This window comes from Sulfurospirillum sp. UCH001 (assembly GCF_001548035.1).
GTDB lineage: Bacteria > Campylobacterota > Campylobacteria > Campylobacterales > Sulfurospirillaceae > Sulfurospirillum.
On sequence record NZ_AP014723.1, the window covers coordinates 2,351,158 to 2,364,956 of the forward strand.

Consider the following 13,799-nt stretch of genomic DNA (forward strand, 5'->3'; position numbering starts at 1 on the left):
CAGTTTACATATACTGTTCGTACGCCTCAATTTTCTCTTGAAGCTTCTTCGCAAGGTACGAATGAGCATAACCAAGTTCACTCAAAATGAGTTTTGCCTCATCAAGGTATTTTCGTTTTTTTTCATCATCCCAATGCTTTGGCGGGACTCCAAGATTGGTGATGCGATCGGCAAGTTTGACCATTGCCACACAGTTTTGACGTTTTTTCAGCCGTTCTAAACTGTCTCTCATCTGAGCCTCTTTTGAAGGCAGGGTTTTATCTTTCGTAAGGGCAGCAACTCCTTTAGCGATCACTTCCGCATTACCAGCTAAAAAAGTCTCTTTTCTAATCGTAGTAGATGTATCTTCATTGACATCGTGTAACAGTGCACACGCAATAGCAACATTGTTTTCATCATAACTCAAAGGCTCACACGTGATGGCATTGATAATTTCGCCTGCAACACTTAAAAGGTGCATAGAGTATGGTAAACCATGAGGTGTTTTTTGCTCACCATGAGCGCGAAGAGCAAAGGCAAGATGATCTTTAAACTCTTCCACGCTAAAAAGCTCTTTTGGTAAAGAAAAGTCCATTTTTAGGGCTTTTTGTAAACTAGGAGCTTTTCCTTTTTCTATCTTCGCATAATGCGCTTCTTCTTCATTGTCACTAAAATAAAATAAATATGTGCTATTCTCACACACCAATTCAAGCTCTTCATAATGCTCATGCTCATTGACATTGGTATACAGATTGACTTGTACAACTTTACCAATGGCATCGCTGAGTGTATGTTTGATTTTAGCAGGCGGTAGAGGAATGGAGTCTAACTGAAAACACTCCACATAGCCCATAGACCCACCTGCTACATGGAAGTTAATGGTAAGACTTTTCTGTTTTTCTTCTTTAGAATAAACTATTTCTACGAGATTATGAAGCGTATAAAGCGCAACGACATCACACCCCTCAATATCATTTAAGTACGCCCACTTTTCAGACATGATGAACCTTTCAATAGATAATTTAACTATTTTTTACACAACTCATCAAACCATTTTTCATTCTCAGCAGAGCGATTGTTTTTTGAGCGCAAAAGTGTTCCGCGTACCGAAACCAAATCTTCGACTTCTAAAAACTCTAGCATTGAAAATGAGGAAATAGGAGCATTTGGATCAGATTCTATTAGTTTTTCAATCTCTTCTATAAGTGCCATTTTATCGGCATTCTCTTGCATCCGTTGACCTTTCGTTAACAAACTATGACTCTTTTTATTGTATAATACCTTACATTTCATGCAGATTATATTCTGTAACTTACAAGGAAAATGAATGAAAAAACAACTTTTATGGTTTGTTGCGCTTATTTCTAGCACACTTTTTGCAGCAACCGACGCACAAATTGTTGAACACTTTAAATCAACGATTCAAGTACCTAATATTACTATCGAAGTCGTTTCTCGCAAAGGCGTTGAAGGCATCGATGGCATGGATTTCGTGACTTTAAATCTTAGCGATGGTTCACGTTCACAAAAACTCAGCATCTTTACTAAGGATGATTTGATCTTCCCAGATGTTATTAGCATCAAACAAGGTGGAAGCATTAAAGAGATGATGGAAATGGCAGAGCTTCAGAAAAAGCTTTCAGCTCTCTATAAAAAAGAGGAGAAGAAAAACATCGTCACTTTAGGAAATGATCCTAAAAAAGACACATTAGTCGTTTTTACAGATCCTGAGTGTCCTTACTGTAGACAAGAGCTTGCTCAAATTGAGCAAAGACTCACTACCAATAACCTCAAGCTTGTGTTTACTCCAGTTCATGAGAGAAGCTCACTTGAAAAATCTGTTTTGATTTATAATGAGACCGCTAAAGTAAAAAGCGATGCTGAGAAAATCAAAATCTTGAAAAAATACTACGATGAAAACGTCAAGTATGAGCAAAAAGTCAGCGATGCTGAAGTGGCTCGCATTGATGAACTCAAAACAAAATACTTTGGTGCTGGCATCAAAGGTGTACCGTTTATCGTAAAAGAGAAAGAACTTTTAAAATAATTCGCCTTCCTATCCCGTCTTTTCAAGGCGGGATAACCCCACTTCAAAGAGGTTTGTATGCTACAAATCGTCCTTTTTGCCATTATTGCTCTTTTGTTGATTATCTCTCTTACACTCTTTTTTCGTCTTCAAAAACTTCAATCTAAACCAAACACATCGCAACGCTCTACCCTCGATGAAGAAGAGATATTTCAAACGCTTCCTTTGCCTATCATTTATAAAAAAAATGGCCACTGGCAAACCAATAAAGCTTTTTCACATGCTTTTGGTGTGATGAGTAAAGACAATAGCGAACTTTTAAGCATGCTTCCTAAATGCGGTGAACATACCTGCGAACTTCAATTTGACAATGGCATTATCAAACCAACACTGATCTATACAGCACCTCTTTTAGGTGCATCGGGGGATTTTGTAGCAATCGTTGTAGACATCTCACATTTGCAAAAAAGTAAAGCACTTTTATTGCAGCAAAAAGAGCGTTTAGAACTCGCTCTTGAAGGGTGTAATGAAGCGCTATGGGATTGGGATATGAAAAGCGAAAGCGTCTTTTATTCCCAAAAATGGAAACAGCTTATGGGGTATGAAATAACAGAAACTCCTTCAACCCTTTCTTCTTGGCTCAATTTAGTTCATTCTAAAGATATGGCACTGGTTAACGAGCGCCTAAAAGCTCATCTTGATGGTAAAAGTGACTACTTTGAAGTCGATCATCGAATCCGCCAAAGTGCCCCTCTCCAATGGGTCAAAGTTCGAGGAAAAGCTATCCGAGGAAAAAATGAACAACCTATCCGTATGGTTGGAACCATTCGCAATGTAACGGCCGATAAAGCAGAAGAGATGAAAGAACGTTTTGAACATGAACGTTTTATCGCTTTTGTAGAACATATTCCAGCACTTTCATTTATCAAAAATAGACACGGAAACTATCTGTATATCAACCAAGCGTATCAGCAATTTCTAGGGTTTAAAACATGGAAAAATAAAACTGCTAAAGATCTTTTTGATGCCCATACAGCTGAGAAAATTGCTGAAATGGATCGCCTTTCATTGTATGAAGGCTTGACTCAGCATGAAATTACTCTTCCAACATCTGAGGGACTCAAAAGTTATTTTTCTCTTCATCAATTTATTATCGAAGAGGAAGGTGAAAAATTACTCTGTGGTATTTGCATTAACAAACCATTCAGAGAGTAGGTGTATCATTGTTTAAGACAAATTTTCAGGACACAATCATGCAACCTAATCTTTTAATGATCGAAGATGATGTCGAATTAGCAGAAATTTTATGTAATTTTTTAAAACGCTATAACATCACCGTAACCAATTATGACGACCCGTACCTTGGCATTAGTGCTTTGAGCCTCACAAAATATGATTTACTCATTTTAGATCTTTCTTTACCAGGGATGGACGGACTTGAGATATGCAAAGAAGTACGTACGAAAAGCGATATACCCATTATTATCTCCTCCGCACGCAGTGATTTGGAAGATAAAATCGTAGGATTAGAACTTGGTGCCGATGACTACCTTCCAAAACCGTATGAACCTAAAGAGCTTTATGCTCGCATTATGAGTGTGCTAAGACGTTACAAAAAGAGTAATTCACCTCATGAGGAGACACCCAATACATTGCTTGTTCTCAAAGAAGAGAGCCACACGATTTTTTTTAACAACGTCCCACTGACACTCACTCCAGCAGAATACGATGTTTTAGCTCATCTTATCAAAAAAAATAACTGTGTCGTTTCAAGAACAGAACTGCTTAACAGTGCACTGAGTCTCAATGAAGACAATGAAAGCAGAAGTTTAGATGTGCTTATAAGCCGTATTCGTACAAAGCTTGGAGAAAGTTCTAAAGAGCCAAAACTCATTCATTCGGTGCGTGGCATAGGCTATAGGCTTCAAGCATGAGGTGGTATCACTCCATCATTACACGCATTACGCTTATCTTTGCTTTGGCACTTTTAGGCATCGCTGCGATCTTTTTTTCACTCTCAATCCATGAGAGAGATAGTACTTTAAGACGTATGCATGACTATACACATCTAGCCGTCCGCTCTGCTTTCGATCCTTTGGCAAAACAGCTTGACTATGAAAAACTAGCAGAAATGGGTTTTACCCGCGTAGAAGATGCAAAACTACAAGAGAGAATTTTAGAGATACCTAAACCTCCACGACCTTTTCCAATGAAACAGATGGAAGAAAAGTTACGATTTGGCTTGTATGTCGTACCGCATGGTATGCACATTTATGCTGTTTTGTTTAGACGTGATGATAAACCTACTATTTTGCAAGTTCCGTTTGAAAAAGAGCTTTTTCCACAAATTCTCTTTCCATTATTGACCTTTGCCTTCGTCATTGTGCTTTATATTGGCATTATCCGAAGTATTTTGCCACTTAAAACCTTGCGTGAGAAAATCAAACATTTTGCCAATGGAGATTATGACATCACGTGTAAAAGTAGTAAAAAAGATGAAATCGCAGCCCTTGCCAATGAATTTGACAGCGCCGTTATTAAGATCAAATCTCTTAGAGATTCTAGACAGCTTTTTTTACGTAACATTATGCATGAGCTTAAAACACCCATCACTAAAGGAAAGCTTGCCGCTGAGATGATCGAAGATGCAACCTACACGAGTATTCTTCAAAATGTTTTCAAACGCCAAGAGGCTCTTTTAGAAGAGTTTTCACGTATTGAAAAACTCAGTGCAGATGAGCTAAAACTTGACATCAAACGCTATCATATTGAAGATGTTGTCGATTATGCACTCGATATTTTAGATGATAAACATGAAAATATTACATGTCACTTAACACCTGTCGAACTCAAGGTCGATTTTGAACTCTTTGGTGTTGTTTTGAAAAATCTTTTAGACAATGGTGTAAATTATGCTCATGATCACCGAGTTACTTTGAGTAATGACCTCCATACCATCACCGTGTCTAACCATGCCCCTGCATTAGAATTCTCTCTTGAGCGCTATGCTGAACCTTACTTTTTAGAGGGTAAAAAGCAAAAAAGTGCCCGTGGACTTGGCTTTGGATTGTTTATCACATGGCATGTGATTCGTCTCCATGGTATGCGATTGGAGTACAAACGTGAGGGTGAAATGAACCATTTCATCATTTATATATAAAACATCTCGACAGGTATAGAGATAGTATCTCTATACCTTCTACATTCGATATTAAGAGTTTGGTTGAGTTTTTAAATCTACAATATTTTCAACCTGGAAATAGTACTTTCCATTTTCTTCACTATATGGGATCGTCCCATCTTTTTCCGTATAAACAAACACTTTTTTCCCATTTGCTAACAAATAAGGAAATCCATTTTCATACTGAAAAAATCTATTTCTCAAAAACTTCTTACCATTAATTTCTTGAGTCACATAGTAATTGGGATAACCATTATGTTTGAATATATTGAGATTATTTACAGGAAATGCAAAATACCCCTTTTGATATTGGCGTACAGTAAGTGGTACTTTTTCTTCTTTCTTAAGCCCAGAAATAAAATATTCATCCACATACAATCTGCCATCTTCAAGTTTTGCACTATCCAAGATTGCAATTTTTTCGTCCATATCTTTATGATACGCTCTTCCATAAGCACCTTGTGGAAGTTGCTTAGAACCTACATTATTCGCTGTATAAGCCAATGCTGTGTAGTCTGTACCTGTATTTGCAGCTGTTACAACAGCTGAGACCAATAATCCTACAAGACCATTGTTCCCATCAAGCCCTTGGTACGAATAGGCATACGCATTATTTTGCCAAATTTCTTCTCCACTATTCGCGTCTACCAAAGAGAACGATAAGCCAACATCAACGTTGCTGCTAAATACGGTATAACCCGTATCCCATGTATTAATATCAACATATAAAATTGCATCCGCATCAAAAATTTCTTTAAGCTTTTTAACTGGGATTTGACGAATCATTTCAGGATCGCTGATATTTTCGCTTTTGAAAAAAGCATCAACAAGATGAACAGGAAAAACATAATATCCCTGTTCAGCTAAAGGTTTTGTAATGGTATAACGAAAGTGATCTGTTGCATCAACAGAAGTTGTTGTATTTCTTGCAGGAAGTACCAAAATTGATTTTGGCTGATGAGCATATACTTTTGGATAAAATTCTCCCTTACTCACTTGCGATACACTTTGAGCACATCCTGTCAATAAAAAAGCAGTTAACGCTAAAAATCCTAAATAAAGTAATCGTTGCATTAGGCTTCTCCGTATAATTTTTTCATAATTTGATTGATGAATTTTTCAGATTCAGGATATGTTTTTTTCTCAAGCAAAAAGTACTGTTTTGCATCTTCTTTTTTACCTGTTTCAAACAAAATTTGCCCATATTCTGCATAAATACCAGGAGCTACTTTTTGCTTATTCATATCAGATTCATCAATAATTTTTTTAAGCTCCGCGCTATGTTGTTCTAAAACCTCTTTATTATGTCCATCCATTCCATATTTTGTTGAACTCTTTACATAGTCACCCCAACTATAAAGTGGTGGCTGTGGTGCATTTGCACATCCTACTAATAGTAATGAAACACTTAATGATAAAAAAATATGTTTTAATTGCATCATGGTAATGTGATCTCCTTAGTATTTGTAGAGCCTAAATAAATTTCATCTTTATAAATTAATTTCTTAGTTGCATCAAATACTTTAATTGCAACCAAACCACTACTTACTTCAAATAATTTATCCGATGTTGTATCTTGGCATTGACCAACAGCTTGTTGTTCTGCACATTGATCAAGCATAAACTCGTATTTATCATTAATAACGACACGATACCCTGCACTTGAAGACTTATTAAATTTTAAATAACCAACATCTCTAGTTTGTGTTGTAGTCTGTTTATAACCACATCCAACAAATAACAGTGTACTCATTAGTATCAATACTATTTTATTTTTGAACATACATATCCTTTAGAGAAGAATTAGAAATTGCTCCATTGATGATTTGACATACAGAACCTTCATCCGTATCGCTTGATCCAAATTGACTAACAACTTGAATATCTGCTATTTTACTTCCTGGAAGTTCGATCATCATCCCTGTTTGAGGGTTTTTCATTTGCTTACCTTGACCATAAACACTCAATGTGTCACCAATTTTCAATCCTTGATTTGCACCACCAGCGATAATGACTCCGCCATTTTCAACAGAAAGTACATATGAACGCCATGGTTTTGCTAAAAGATTTTGCATAATTCCATCTACAACACTACTGATAGCTGCAGAAATTGCTTTATCGTTTAAAGTAGAATCATAACCTACGTGTTTTCCAACACCAAAAGCACTTCCCGCTTCACTGTCGGCTTCACCACTGCCTTCTTGTGCAAATACAATTTGACCTGTCTTAACATCAATCAAACGAACGCTCACTTTTGCGTAAGCAGTTTGAATTTTTGAGCGCGAAAAGACGCCCGTATCAGAAATGTTTTTTCGACCAAATTCTGTCACTGAACCAACAATGAGATAATCTGCTCCAATATTCATCGATTGTAAGTTAAATGTTGTTGTTTCTTTATTAATTTTATCTAAATCACTACGCTCTAAAAGAATGAATTTGCCCGATTGTGTAAGTTTTGCCGAGAGGACATCTGTTGCCTGCTTTTCAGCATTATAATCGTTGTTGATACCAAAAAGTGCAGATTTACCATACTGAGCTTCATTGCCAAAACGTGCAATTGCAACTTTGCGTTTCAACACGGGTTCTTGCTTTTGCTCTGCAATTTTAGGTTGTAAGGAAGTTGGTTTTTCTACATTCACAACAGTAGGTGTTGTTGTAGCACAACCTGTCAATATTACAGCGCCCAGTACTGTAACAACTAAAGAATTTCTCACCATGTTTGCCCCCTAGTGATCGTAAAAGATATATAAATTCATATTTAATAATAAATATTTTAAAGAATATAATTTTTTTTCGCTTTAATATGCATTAATTTCATATTACTTTTGCATAAATATTAAATTATTACTTTTGTGTTACAATTTTTCAATTTATTGACGATAACAAGGAACAATACAATGACTTTTTCGGTTGGTATTTTCATCTTTGACAACGTTGAAGTACTTGATTTTGCAGGTCCTTATGAAGTTTTTACAACTGCTTCGCGTGTTTATAAAAAACTTCATATATCCTCCATTGAAATACCATTTGAAGTTTTTACGATTGGGAAAACAAAAGAGCCTATTCATGCGCGAGCAGGACTTAAAATAGACCCTGATTTTGACTTTACATCCCATCCAAAAGTTGATGTTTTACTCATTCCAGGTGGTGTTGTTACAGAAGAACTTGAAGATACTTCTGTAATTAACTGGATTATGACTACATCAGAACAAACACAACTCACCGCCTCTATTTGTACAGGTGCTTTTTTGTTAGCAAAAGCAGGACTTTTGGATGGAAAATCTGCTACAACTCATTGGGAAGATATAGACGATCTTCGTGCTATGTTTCCACACCTTGCTGTCAAAGAGAACATGCGTTGGGTGGATGAAGGAAAGATCATTACATCAGCAGGTATTTCTGCAGGTATCGATATGAGCTTACACCTTATTGAACGTCTTATAAATCAAGATTTGGCTATAAAAACTGCCAAACAAATGGAGTTTGACTGGACACAAAATAAGGCATAAAATCCAATCACTTTTAAACCTTAATATTATTTTAAACAAATTCCACTATAATGCCCTTAATTTCAGAGCTTCATTAAAAAGAACTTCACCTAAAACCTACCAGATTTGAGAAATCCTCAGTGAGTATGTAGGTTTTTACATACGATATTGACGGGTTTGTTCCCCATTAAAATTTTTATGTACATGAGTTAGAGTTTGTGCCTAGTCGCACGTTAGTTTTGTTTTGAAAAAATTTATAATAATGGAATAAAACATGCAAACATTTGAATCCTTTGGTCTTCACCAAGATATTCTCAAAGCCATCACAGAGGCAGGCTTCACAGAGCCAAGTCCCGTACAAGCAGAGGCAATTCCTCTTGTTCTTCAAGGACACGACATCGTTGCGCAAGCACAAACAGGTACAGGTAAAACAGCTGCTTTTGGTCTTCCAACCATGAGCATGATCGATGCAAATCTCAATAAAGTTCAACTTTTAGTCATTACACCAACCAGAGAACTAGCGACTCAAGTCAGTGACGAGCTTTACTCTTTAGGTCGTTTTTGTGGCATTAAAACGGTAACCATTTATGGTGGTAGCTCATACAGCCGTCAAATTGGCTTAATCGAAAAAGGTGCGAGCGTTATCGTCGCAACTCCAGGTCGTATGTTAGATCTTCTTAAAAATGGTAAGCTTCCAGGTTTTGCACCTAAAATGGTTGTTTTAGATGAAGCCGATGAGATGCTCGATATGGGCTTCCTAGAAGATATTGAAGAGATCTTTACCTATCTTCCAAAAGAGCGTCAAACACTTCTTTTCTCAGCAACAATGCCAGATCCTATTAAAAAACTTGCTACAAAAATTCTTCACGAACCAAAATTTGTCAGCATCACACCAAAAGATAGCACAACCAATGATGACATCGAACAACTTTACTATGTGATCAACGAGTATGAGAGAGATGATGCAATGATTCGTCTTTTGGATGCGCTTGAGCCTGAAAAATCAATCGTTTTCTGCCGTACCAAAAAAGAGGTTGATCGTCTTTCAACTCAATTGATGGCAGTCGGATATGCAGCAAAAGGCTTACACGGCGATATGGAACAAAATCAACGTGAGAGTGTTATTAAGGCTTTCCGTGGTTCACAAATCGAAATCCTTGTAGCAACCGATGTTGCGGCACGTGGTCTAAACGTAGCTGACATCACTCACGTTTTCAACTACCATATGCCATTTGATCCAGAAAGCTACGTTCACCGTATTGGTAGAACAGGACGTGCCGGTAAAAAAGGTACAGCGATTACCCTTGTAACACCAATCGAATTTCACTCAATGCAACGCATCAGTAAAAAAGTGGGCTCAAAAATGGAACACAGAATTGTTCCAAGTTTAAGAGATGTAAAAGAGCATAAACTTGTAAAAATCGCAGAAGATATTAAAAGTGCTGAACTCAATGAAAATGCGTCTAAACTTCTTGCTATTTTAGAAGATGAGATGGATATGTCACAAATCGCTCTTAAACTTCTTTCAAACCTATTGAAAGAAAATACACCTGTTGGTCCAGATAAAATCGGTCTTGATAAAAAGACATTGGAAAATGTTGTTAAAAACATCGAAGAGCGTGAAAATAGCCGTGGAGGACGCGGTGGTTATAGAGGAAGCCGTGATGGCGGACGTGGCGGATACAGAGGTAACTCTGGTGGTTCACGTGATGGTGGCGGATACCGTGGAAGCCGTGATGGTGGTTCACGTGACAGCGGTGGATACAAAGGCACAAGCTCACGCGATGGCGGCACAAGCAGAGACTCACGTCCTCCAAGAGGAGATGGTGTACCTAGAAGTGACAGAGGCGAAAGCCGTAATCCTTTTGCAAAAGAAGGTGGTAGATCTTCAGGTTCACGTGATGGTGGCGGATACAAAGGCAACCGTGACAGCGGTGATAGCAGACCACCACGCGCACCAAGAGGCGACAAACCAAGTGGAGCACCACGTAGTGATCGCGCTCCTAAATCTGCTCCAAGAAACGCTTACAAAAAAGACTAATTTACTAAGATGGCGTGAGAAATCACGCCATCTTACCTCTTTTATTTTATTTCACTACGCCCTATCTAACGCCAATTTAAGACCTAAAATTCCCAATACACTTCCTGCGATTCTATCGATATGCTTCTTCGTGCGCAAGTAAATCTTTTGGGCTTTTTGCGTCGATAAAAGTCCTACAACACACGAGTACCACGATGCATCAATGATAAAAGCGATGAGGCAAATGAACAGTGTTCCAAAAGGCGGTATCTCTTTGGGAAGAAGTGCCGCAAAAATGCTTCCGATGATGATAGCTGTTTTGGGGTTACTCATCTGTGTTGCGAAACCAAATAAAACAGCTTTGGTAAAGCTCTTTGGTTTTTGCTCCAAACTAAGCGTGGTCTCCAAAGGTGTATCGGCATGTTTCCACATTTTATAAGCTAAATAAACAAGGTAGAGACCTCCTGCTATTTTTAAAGCACCGTACAAGAAAGGCACGGTTTCTAAAATGGCATAGAGCCCAAAAATGGCTAAAAGAGAAAATACAACAGCTCCTAGTCCCAAACCAATCGCCACGCCAAACCCTTCTTTTCGAGACTTGGAAACAGCCGTTTTGGCAATCAAAATAAAACTAGGTCCTGGACTTATCGTCCCTAACATAAATACCGTCGCAATACCTAAAAGAAAAGCATATTCGCCCATGATTTGCCTTTATATGTAAAAAATTTCAACCAGAATTTTGACTCATGAAAGTTTAGCATGCAAATATGTACAAGGACATAAGAGAGGTTATTTCAATCATTTTTTAATAATCTTGTATGCAGAGTAAAGAAAAAGTAGCCTACTCTTTTAGGTGTTTACGAGACACCATCACACCTTCATACCCTGTCGTTTTAACAGCATCCAAATAGACTGCATCTTCGATACCATCTTTTGCAATGACTACCGCTAATTTTGTCTCTAGTGTCACTTTAGCACTTTCCACACCTTCAACGCTTTTTAGAGCTTTCTTTACAGCAGTCGTACATAAAGGACAATGCATCTCAGCTACCTTGATGATGATTTCTTCTTTCGCAAAAAGCATCAGCGGTAACAGCAAGAACAACCACTTTTTCATTCCACATCCTCGATAAAAAGATTTGCCATTTCAGGATAGAGCAAAATCACTAAAATAATGCCTAAAATAGCAGAGTAAAACCACACGATACGCTTTTTCTTTTGAAGATCACATGCAAATGTGTGGTGTGCATAACTGCGCCATGAAAGCCACAAAACAAAGAGTGATAAAAGAGAAAGCGGTATACGAAATGGGGTAAGAGTTTCTAAAAAGCTAAGCATTCCAAAAGAGATTCCAAAGAGTAAAAACAGCAAAGGAGGCAGACAACATGCCGTTGCAGCAAAGGCTGAAAGGAGTGCTGTTAAAACGCCTAGAATCTCTTTTTTCATTTAGAGTTTCTCTTGAGAGACAAAGCTATAACTAAATGCAGCAGGTGCATAGTAGTCTAACACTTCATCTTCCACTTCTGCGTATGGGTACCCAAACATATTGAGTGGTTTTTGAGCAGGTGTTGGAGTAAGAACAAAATCACGCGCCATGTTATAACCCATCCAGTTCATCTCCCAGTTACCGAAGAAATAGTCACGTACTTCTTTTACCAGTGGATCGTTCAGTGTCATTTTCTCGGTTAAAATGACTTTTGCCACATCCGCAGGATCGCATGGGATCCAACCTGCGCCATCAAGATAGAACTCAGCTCTACAATGCTCCGCTCCTGTAATTTTAGCCAAGCCCTTCTCATCGCTGCTACCGCATGCTTTTGAGTAACGTGAACTACCCAGACGAATACCGAAGATCTCACGAGCAGGCACACCCACACTTCTTAGAAGTGCCACAAACACTGAGCTGATGTCCGTGCATTTTCCACCCATGATGTTATTTTCAATCGCTTTGCCCGCATCACCGAGTCCACAACCCACAACGGCATTATCACGGTACATATTTTCCGTTACCCATGCGTAGATCGCTTTGGCTTTTTCAAGAGGTGTTTTTGCATTTTCTGTAATCTTAAGCGCTAACTCTTTCACTTTACCCGTTGTTGGGATGTGTGCTGTTGGCTTGAGATAATGTAGTACATCTTTAGGGTATTTCGTTGACGCAGTTGCTTTGCTAAGATCAGAGTTGCGTTCATAGGTTGTAATCGTGTATGTGACTTCTAAAATCTTTTCGCCTCCATTTTTCCACTCAGCATAAAGTGTACGTGCTTTATAACTATTTTTATCGGTGACATAAGCATTGGTTGCGTTAGAGTTAAATTTAAAATCGCTTAGCTTTTGATAGCTACTTTCTAACGGAAGAGGAACCCACAGTTTTGTGAAACCGTTTTTATTTTCATGTTTGAGGTTATAACTGTTTTTGACATAAAAAATACGTGTTTTTGATTTTGGTTCACTTGCCTCCAAAATCGAAACGTGAGGAAGAATAACGGAGCTTGCACCTAGTGCTACACACCCTTTGATAAACGCTCTTCTTTGCATAAGAAATCCTTACTGATAATATAGCACGAAGAGGTGAAAAACATAAAAGCAGGTAAATAAAGAAGTTGTTACGATTATGTTTGTCTAAGCCTTAGACGTCGTGCATTAAGAGGATTGTACAGTGGATTTGCTTAAAAAATTCTCTAAAAGCTCTTATAGTCAAATACCATAAGAGCTTTTATACGTTTACGCTATTGTAGAACTTTTAGCACTCTTCTTGTTCTTTTTCTTTGAAGCTAAAGTCTCTTTAGAAGACTTTGAAGGTGCTTTTTTAGCTGCAGTTTTTGTAGATGATTTGACGTTTTTATGAGCGGTTTTACTTGCTTTTGATTTTACATCTCTTTCACTATGCTTTTTTTTAGTTTGCGTTGTGTCACTTGAAACACTGCTTTGCGCAAACACGCCTGAAGTAAGCAGCGCTACGCCTGCTAGAACGATTAAGAAACGTTTGAACATCTCTTCTCCTTGATCAAAATAGAAGCGCATTGTACTGTTAAGTATCTAAAATGTTTCTAACATTTTTAATTCATCGCATTTAAGGGAGTTTTAGAGTAAAGTTTTCTTCTTCTA

At 37.8% G+C, this 13,799-nt stretch carries 17 protein-coding genes; 6 read left to right on the plus strand and 11 right to left on the minus strand.

Annotated features, from left to right (window positions below; translation table 11 throughout):
• Positions 1-4: 4 nt before the first annotated feature.
• Positions 5-979, minus strand: a complete 975-nt coding sequence (locus tag UCH001_RS13290) for an HD domain-containing protein (RefSeq protein ID WP_173636827.1) — start codon at positions 977-979, stop codon at positions 5-7.
• Between the two features lie 26 nt (positions 980-1,005).
• Positions 1,006-1,212, minus strand: a complete 207-nt coding sequence (locus UCH001_RS11750) for a hypothetical protein (RefSeq protein ID WP_067178045.1) — start codon at positions 1,210-1,212, stop codon at positions 1,006-1,008.
• Between the two features lie 94 nt (positions 1,213-1,306).
• On the opposite strand from UCH001_RS11750, the gene UCH001_RS11755 reads away from it, so the two are divergent.
• Genes UCH001_RS11755 through UCH001_RS11770 form a run of 4 tightly spaced genes read left to right on the plus strand, consistent with a single transcriptional unit; the run spans position 1,307 to position 5,165 of the window.
• Positions 1,307-2,026 (plus strand): thioredoxin domain-containing protein, encoded by a 720-nt coding sequence (locus UCH001_RS11755; RefSeq protein WP_067178046.1) that lies wholly within the window; start codon positions 1,307-1,309, stop codon positions 2,024-2,026.
• A gap of 57 nt (positions 2,027-2,083) precedes the next feature.
• Positions 2,084-3,220, plus strand: coding sequence for a PAS domain-containing protein (locus tag UCH001_RS11760; RefSeq protein ID WP_067178048.1), 1,137 nt, complete (start codon positions 2,084-2,086; stop codon positions 3,218-3,220).
• A gap of 38 nt (positions 3,221-3,258) precedes the next feature.
• Positions 3,259-3,939 (plus strand): response regulator transcription factor, encoded by a 681-nt coding sequence (locus UCH001_RS11765; protein ID WP_067178052.1) that lies wholly within the window; start codon positions 3,259-3,261, stop codon positions 3,937-3,939.
• Positions 3,936-5,165 (plus strand): ArsS family sensor histidine kinase, encoded by a 1,230-nt coding sequence (locus tag UCH001_RS11770; protein ID WP_067178054.1) that lies wholly within the window; start codon positions 3,936-3,938, stop codon positions 5,163-5,165. Before UCH001_RS11765 ends, UCH001_RS11770 begins: the two co-directional genes overlap by 4 nt.
• Before the next feature lie 51 nt (positions 5,166-5,216).
• On the opposite strand, the gene UCH001_RS11775 is transcribed toward UCH001_RS11770, so the two are convergent.
• The 4 genes from UCH001_RS11775 to UCH001_RS11790 are packed head-to-tail and all read right to left on the minus strand — an operon-like array spanning position 5,217 to position 7,903.
• Positions 5,217-6,260: a GNA1162 family protein gene (locus tag UCH001_RS11775; RefSeq protein WP_067178056.1), complete on the minus strand. Its 1,044-nt coding sequence runs from the start codon at positions 6,258-6,260 to the stop codon at positions 5,217-5,219.
• On the minus strand, positions 6,260-6,628 hold the full coding sequence (locus UCH001_RS11780) for a DUF4810 domain-containing protein (protein ID WP_067178057.1): 369 nt from the start codon (positions 6,626-6,628) through the stop codon (positions 6,260-6,262). Before UCH001_RS11780 ends, UCH001_RS11775 begins: the two co-directional genes overlap by 1 nt.
• Positions 6,625-6,969 (minus strand): hypothetical protein, encoded by a 345-nt coding sequence (locus tag UCH001_RS11785; protein WP_067178059.1) that lies wholly within the window; start codon positions 6,967-6,969, stop codon positions 6,625-6,627. The genes UCH001_RS11780 and UCH001_RS11785 overlap by 4 nt, the downstream gene beginning before the upstream one ends.
• On the minus strand, positions 6,956-7,903 hold the full coding sequence (locus tag UCH001_RS11790; protein WP_067178061.1) for a CsgG/HfaB family protein: 948 nt from the start codon (positions 7,901-7,903) through the stop codon (positions 6,956-6,958). The genes UCH001_RS11785 and UCH001_RS11790 overlap by 14 nt, the downstream gene beginning before the upstream one ends.
• 180 nt (positions 7,904-8,083) lie before the next feature.
• Here UCH001_RS11790 and UCH001_RS11795 point away from each other — a divergent pair, with 180 nt between their 5' ends.
• Both UCH001_RS11795 and UCH001_RS11800 read left to right on the plus strand, forming a co-directional pair.
• Positions 8,084-8,695, plus strand: a complete 612-nt coding sequence (locus tag UCH001_RS11795) for a DJ-1/PfpI family protein (protein ID WP_067178063.1) — start codon at positions 8,084-8,086, stop codon at positions 8,693-8,695.
• Between the two features lie 253 nt (positions 8,696-8,948).
• On the plus strand, positions 8,949-10,715 hold the full coding sequence (locus UCH001_RS11800; RefSeq protein WP_067178065.1) for a DEAD/DEAH box helicase: 1,767 nt from the start codon (positions 8,949-8,951) through the stop codon (positions 10,713-10,715).
• A 54-nt stretch (positions 10,716-10,769) separates the two neighbouring features.
• Here UCH001_RS11800 and UCH001_RS11805 read toward each other — a convergent pair whose 3' ends face one another.
• The 5 genes from UCH001_RS11805 to UCH001_RS11825 all read right to left on the minus strand — a co-directional run bounded on the left by UCH001_RS11805 (position 10,770) and on the right by UCH001_RS11825 (position 13,685).
• The gene (locus tag UCH001_RS11805) at positions 10,770-11,396 is read right to left on the minus strand and encodes a LysE family translocator (protein ID WP_067178070.1); all 627 of its coding nucleotides are present in this window, start codon (positions 11,394-11,396) and stop codon (positions 10,770-10,772) included.
• A gap of 139 nt (positions 11,397-11,535) precedes the next feature.
• Positions 11,536-11,811, minus strand: coding sequence for a heavy-metal-associated domain-containing protein (locus UCH001_RS11810; RefSeq protein ID WP_067178076.1), 276 nt, complete (start codon positions 11,809-11,811; stop codon positions 11,536-11,538).
• Entirely contained in the window at positions 11,808-12,140 is a 333-nt protein-coding gene (locus UCH001_RS11815) for a heavy-metal transporter (protein WP_067178077.1), read from the minus strand. Before UCH001_RS11815 ends, UCH001_RS11810 begins: the two co-directional genes overlap by 4 nt.
• Complete coding sequence (locus UCH001_RS11820) at positions 12,141-13,229, minus strand: transglutaminase family protein (RefSeq protein ID WP_067178079.1); 1,089 nt, start codon at positions 13,227-13,229, stop codon at positions 12,141-12,143.
• 186 nt (positions 13,230-13,415) lie between these two features.
• Positions 13,416-13,685, minus strand: a complete 270-nt coding sequence (locus tag UCH001_RS11825; RefSeq protein WP_067178081.1) for a hypothetical protein — start codon at positions 13,683-13,685, stop codon at positions 13,416-13,418.
• Positions 13,686-13,799: the final 114 nt, after the last annotated feature.

Bases quoted from the DNA above. Each gene is read 5' to 3' on its own strand.
- UCH001_RS11805 (WP_067178070.1), bottom strand. From the start codon at position 11,396: ATGGGCGAATATGCTTTTCTTTTAGGTATTGCGACGGTATTTATGTTA.
- UCH001_RS11785 (WP_067178059.1), bottom strand. From the start codon at position 6,969: ATGTTCAAAAATAAAATAGTATTGATACTAATGAGTACACTGTTATTT.
- UCH001_RS11795 (WP_067178063.1), top strand. From the start codon at position 8,084: ATGACTTTTTCGGTTGGTATTTTCATCTTTGACAACGTTGAAGTACTT.
- UCH001_RS11755 (WP_067178046.1), top strand. From the start codon at position 1,307: ATGAAAAAACAACTTTTATGGTTTGTTGCGCTTATTTCTAGCACACTT.
- UCH001_RS11825 (WP_067178081.1), bottom strand. From the start codon at position 13,685: ATGTTCAAACGTTTCTTAATCGTTCTAGCAGGCGTAGCGCTGCTTACT.
- UCH001_RS11760 (WP_067178048.1), top strand. From the start codon at position 2,084: ATGCTACAAATCGTCCTTTTTGCCATTATTGCTCTTTTGTTGATTATC.
- UCH001_RS13290 (WP_173636827.1), bottom strand. From the start codon at position 979: ATGTCTGAAAAGTGGGCGTACTTAAATGATATTGAGGGGTGTGATGTC.
- UCH001_RS11765 (WP_067178052.1), top strand. From the start codon at position 3,259: ATGCAACCTAATCTTTTAATGATCGAAGATGATGTCGAATTAGCAGAA.
- UCH001_RS11750 (WP_067178045.1), bottom strand. From the start codon at position 1,212: ATGCAAGAGAATGCCGATAAAATGGCACTTATAGAAGAGATTGAAAAA.
- UCH001_RS11800 (WP_067178065.1), top strand. From the start codon at position 8,949: ATGCAAACATTTGAATCCTTTGGTCTTCACCAAGATATTCTCAAAGCC.
- UCH001_RS11820 (WP_067178079.1), bottom strand. From the start codon at position 13,229: ATGCAAAGAAGAGCGTTTATCAAAGGGTGTGTAGCACTAGGTGCAAGC.
- UCH001_RS11775 (WP_067178056.1), bottom strand. From the start codon at position 6,260: ATGCAACGATTACTTTATTTAGGATTTTTAGCGTTAACTGCTTTTTTA.
- UCH001_RS11780 (WP_067178057.1), bottom strand. From the start codon at position 6,628: ATGATGCAATTAAAACATATTTTTTTATCATTAAGTGTTTCATTACTA.
- UCH001_RS11770 (WP_067178054.1), top strand. From the start codon at position 3,936: ATGAGGTGGTATCACTCCATCATTACACGCATTACGCTTATCTTTGCT.
- UCH001_RS11810 (WP_067178076.1), bottom strand. From the start codon at position 11,811: ATGAAAAAGTGGTTGTTCTTGCTGTTACCGCTGATGCTTTTTGCGAAA.
- UCH001_RS11815 (WP_067178077.1), bottom strand. From the start codon at position 12,140: ATGAAAAAAGAGATTCTAGGCGTTTTAACAGCACTCCTTTCAGCCTTT.
- UCH001_RS11790 (WP_067178061.1), bottom strand. From the start codon at position 7,903: ATGGTGAGAAATTCTTTAGTTGTTACAGTACTGGGCGCTGTAATATTG.